The following is a 4109-nucleotide window of genomic DNA, read 5'->3' as shown; positions in this document are numbered from 1 at the left end:
AGCTTGGCTTGCGTATTCACCGCCTTGAGCCTCGCCTTCCCTAGACTTGGACCGCGCCAGCGCGCCTGTTCCGATTTTTGGAAAGCCTAGCCCGAGGCTTGAAGATCGTAAAGATATTATCTTATGGCCATCGACCTGACGGAGCGCCCGTTCGCCGATCGCGCCGCGATCTGGACGCATCCGACGGATTACGAAGAATGCCAGCAGCTCGCCGAGCTGGCGCGCGCCGAACATATCGACGTGATCCGTTATCAGTCGGTCCGCGATCCGAAAGGCGGCGCCAATATCGCGCTTCTCACCTGCCGCGCCTTCGCTTCGGCAGAGCCGATCGAGCGCCAGTCCTGGCGCATTCTGCTCGGTAGCAGCGGCGCCCGCCCCCGCTGCGAGCTGCCGCGTCAGGTTCTGGAGTTCGATCGCCAGGCTTTCGCAAAGGACCCGCGGATCGCCGTAATGCGCTGGGACCGCTGAAGGCCGATAGAGGCGCCCAACGCCATCAACTCCGCTTCGGCAGGTTCTTCGGCGGCGGCGCAAGGCCGGTCATGCCGGTCGCGGTGAACTTCAGATCGAGCGTCTTCCAGTCCGCATATTTCGCGGGCGGCAGCTTGTAGGGAAAGCACCCCTGCAGCGCGTTCATGGCGATACCGACCAGCACCGGCCCGCGCTCGGACGCCGGCGCCTGCAGCAGGACCGGCGATCCGGCGAGCTGCCCCTTCGATCCGAACGAGACCCGCAGCACGACTTCGAGCCCCATCATTCCCGGGATGCCGACGGGCAGCTTCCAGCATTTCTGAATCTGCGCCCGCAGCGCGGCGATCTCTTCGGGCGTCAGCTTCGACTTGCCTTCGCCGGGCGCGCCGCCCTGCGGCATCTCGGGAGGCTTTGCGGCCTGCTTCTCCGGGGGCGGCACCTCGGATGCGGCCGCTGGCGGAGCGTCCGATTTCGAGACGGGAGCCTCGGCTTTTGCAGGCTGCGGTTGCTGCGCGGAGAGCTTTGGCTGCTGCGGCGGAGGCGGCGGCTTTGGCGGCTCCTCGTTTTGGACGAGCTGCTCCGGCTGGACCAGATCCACATTGATCGCCTGGACCGCCGAGAGCGGGAGTGGACGGCGCTCGGCAAACACGATGGCGCCGACAAAGCCAAGATGCACAAGGACCGACACCGCGATAACGGCGGCGCTCAGACTCAGGCGTTGAATCAGCCAAGGCAACGGCGATGGCTCCGGTTCTCACCTCCCCTGAACGGAGAGATCGCACGCCATCGCAGAGCAGCGGGGCGGGCGAGGATCGGTCGCAAGCGAACCTTATCCTAACCCTCCCCTGTCAGAGGCAACGAGTCCAGCCTCCGGATGTCGTGTGCGCGCCCGTGGCCAGAGCGCTCAGTCCGGGATCACCGCCGTGGTCTCGATCTCGAGCCGGGCCTCGGGCTCGACCAGCGAAGCGACCTGCACCAGCGCCATGGCGCCGAAATTGCGGCCCATGATCTCGCGATAGACCTTGCCGAGCTCGGGGAGGGATTTGCGGTATTCGTCGATGTCGACGACGTACCATGTCATGCGCACGACATGCTCGGGACCGGCGCCGCCTTCCTTCAGCACGGCGACGATATTCTCCAGAAGCTGCCTGGTTTGCGCCACGAAGCCCTGCGGCAGCTTGCCGTGGACATCCCAGCCGATCATTCCGCCGACAAAGATCATCTCTCCGCGCGCCTTGACGCCATTGGCGTAGCCTTTGGGTTGCGGCCAGCCAGGCGGATTGAGGATGGTGTTGGCCGCGGGCGGCTTGACGGCAGAATCCGGCACGGGACTTCTCCTGCTTTCTTGTCCTTGGGTGGTCAGGCGCGCGCCTGATCCATCAGATGAACGATCGATCGACATGAGGCCGACTACGTGCAGCGACGCGGCCGGCTCTTACACGACGTTAGAATCGCATGGATCACGAAGCTATCTTCTCTCCGGCAGATTCCGCGATCTTGCGCAGTTCGAAACGCTGCAGCTTTCCGGTCTGGGTTCGCGGCAGCGCGGACACATACTCGATCGCACGCGGATATTTGTACGGAGCGACCGTGTTCTTCACGTGGTCCTGCAAGGCCTTGGTGAGCGCCGCATCACCGGTATGGCCGGCGCGCAGCACGATATAGGCCTTGACGATGTGACCGCGCTCAGGATCCGGCGCGCCGACAACGCCGCATTCGGCCACCGCGGGATGCGCGAGCAGCACTTCCTCGACTTCGGGACCGGCGATGTTGTAGCCCGACGAGATGATCATGTCGTCGGAGCGCGCCTGATACCAGAAATAGCCGTCGGCATCCTGCACATAGGTGTCGCCGGGAAAATTCCAGCCGTTCTGCACATACTTGGTCTGGCGTGCATCGGCGAGGTAACGGCAGCCGGTCGGCCCCTTCACGGCAAGCCGCCCGATGGTTCCCCGCGGCACCTCGTTGAAACTGTCATCCACCACCTTGGCGATGTAGCCCGGCACCGGCTTTCCGGTCGAACCGCCGCGCACCTCGCTTTCCGGCGAGCCGATGAAGATATGCATCATCTCGGTGCCGCCGATGCCGTCGAGGATCGTGATGCCGGTGGCTTTCTTCCACGCCTCGAAGGTCGTCTTGGGCAGCGTCTCGCCGGCCGACACGCATTTGCGCAGGCTGGAAATGTCGTGCTTGCCGACATGCGGCGTGACCGCGCGATAGGCCGTCGGCGCGGTGAATACGATCGTCGCCTTGTAGGTCTCGATCGCCGGCAGGAGTTCCTCCGGCGTCAGCTTCTCGAGCTGGATGGAAGTCGCACCGATACGGAACGGAAACAGCACATGCCCGCCGAGCCCAAAGGTGAAGGCGAGCGGCGCCGAGCCGATGAAGCGATCGTCGGGCGCGGCCTGCAGGACATGCTTTCCATAGGAGTCGCAAGGCGCCAGCATGTCGCGGTGGAAATGCATGGTGCCTTTCGGCTCGCCGGTCGTTCCCGAGGTGAAGGCAATCAGGCACACATCGTCGACCGCCGTATCGCAGGCGGTGAAGGTCTCGTAACCCGGCTTGTTCATCAGCGCTTCGAGCTGACCCTCGCCCCAATAGACGATGGTCTCAAGCTCCGGTGCCAGCGCCCTGGTTTTCTCCATCTCGTCCGACAGCCGGGCGTCGCACAGCGCGAGTTTGATCTTCGCCTTCTTGACCGTGTAGGACAGCTCCTTCGCGCGGAGCAGCGGCATGGTCGCCACCGTGACGCCTCCCGCCTTCATCACCGCAAGATAGGCCGCGATCATCATCGGATTGTTGGCCGAACGCAGCAGCACGCGATTGCCGGACACCATTCCGAGATCGCGGGTCAGCACATTGGCGATCCGGTTGATGCGCTCGGCAAGCTGCGCATAGGTCAGCGTCTCCTTCGGCGACACGATGGCAACGCGATCGCCCTGCCCCGACGTCACCCACTTGTCGACGAATTCCGTCACGCAATTCAGCCGATCCGGATATTGCAGCTCCGGCAGGGTGAACAGAAATTCCGGCCACTGGTCCTGCGGCGGAAGATTGTCCCGCGCGAACGTATCGATATGTCCCGAGCGGATCATGATAGACTCTCCTGTACGACCCTGGCTCACGCCTTTCGCCGCTATCGCACGGCCTTTGCGGCCGCATGGTTCTTGAGCGCTTCGCGCGCGATGACGACTTTCTGCACTTCGGTCGCGCCTTCGTAGATGCGCAGCGCGCGAATTTCCCGATAAAGCTCCTCGACTTTCACGCCCTTGGTCACGCCCTGTCCGCCGAACAGCTGCACCGCTCGGTCGATCACGCGCTGGGCGGCTTCGGTTGCGTGCATCTTGGCCATCGCGGCTTCGCTCGTAACCCGCGCCGCGCCGTTATCCTTGGTCCAGGCCGAACGATAGACAAGCAGCGCCGAGGTATCGACGTCGGTAATGGAATCGGCGAGCGCGCCTTGCGTCATCTGCAGGTCGCCGAGCGGCGCGCCGAACAATTTGCGGTTGGCGGCGCGTTCGGTCATCTCGAAGAGCGCACGCCGCGCGAAACCGAGGGCCGCGGCGCCGACGGTCGAGCGGAAAATGTCGAGCGTCGCCATCGCGACCTTGAAGCCTTCGCCGGCTCCGCCAAGGCGATTG

General features: G+C 64.1%; 5 protein-coding genes. 1 reads left to right on the top strand and 4 read right to left on the bottom strand.

The features are described 5' to 3' along the window. Positions 1–123: 123 nt before the first annotated feature. Entirely contained in the window at positions 124–468 is a 345-nt protein-coding gene (locus VN004_RS18715; protein WP_325613285.1) for an RES family NAD+ phosphorylase, read from the top strand. A 25-nt stretch (positions 469–493) separates the two neighbouring features. On the opposite strand, the gene VN004_RS18710 is transcribed toward VN004_RS18715, so the two are convergent. The 4 genes from VN004_RS18710 to VN004_RS18695 form a co-directional block, all read right to left on the bottom strand. Further along, positions 494–1204, bottom strand: a complete 711-nt coding sequence (locus VN004_RS18710; RefSeq protein ID WP_325613284.1) for a hypothetical protein — start codon at positions 1202–1204, stop codon at positions 494–496. 168 nt (positions 1205–1372) lie between these two features. Then, positions 1373–1795: a RidA family protein gene (locus VN004_RS18705; RefSeq protein WP_325613282.1), complete on the bottom strand. Its 423-nt coding sequence runs from the start codon at positions 1793–1795 to the stop codon at positions 1373–1375. 133 nt (positions 1796–1928) lie between these two features. Next, positions 1929–3563 (bottom strand): benzoate-CoA ligase family protein, encoded by a 1635-nt coding sequence (locus tag VN004_RS18700; RefSeq protein ID WP_325613280.1) that lies wholly within the window; start codon positions 3561–3563, stop codon positions 1929–1931. Positions 3564–3604: 41 nt separating this feature from the next. Beyond that, a partial coding sequence (locus VN004_RS18695) for an acyl-CoA dehydrogenase (RefSeq protein WP_325613276.1) occupies positions 3605–4109 on the bottom strand: 505 nt, incomplete at its 5' end.

The organism is Pseudorhodoplanes sp. (genome assembly GCF_035565855.1).
Taxonomy (GTDB): Bacteria; Pseudomonadota; Alphaproteobacteria; order Rhizobiales; family Xanthobacteraceae; genus Pseudorhodoplanes.
This window is presented reverse-complemented; position numbering and strand designations above follow the sequence as displayed.

Excerpts from the sequence above, each read along its gene's own strand:
- VN004_RS18715 (WP_325613285.1), top strand. The coding sequence starts at position 124 with ATGGCCATCGACCTGACGGAGCGCCCGTTCGCCGATCGCGCCGCGATC.
- VN004_RS18700 (WP_325613280.1), bottom strand. The coding sequence starts at position 3,563 with ATGATCCGCTCGGGACATATCGATACGTTCGCGCGGGACAATCTTCCG.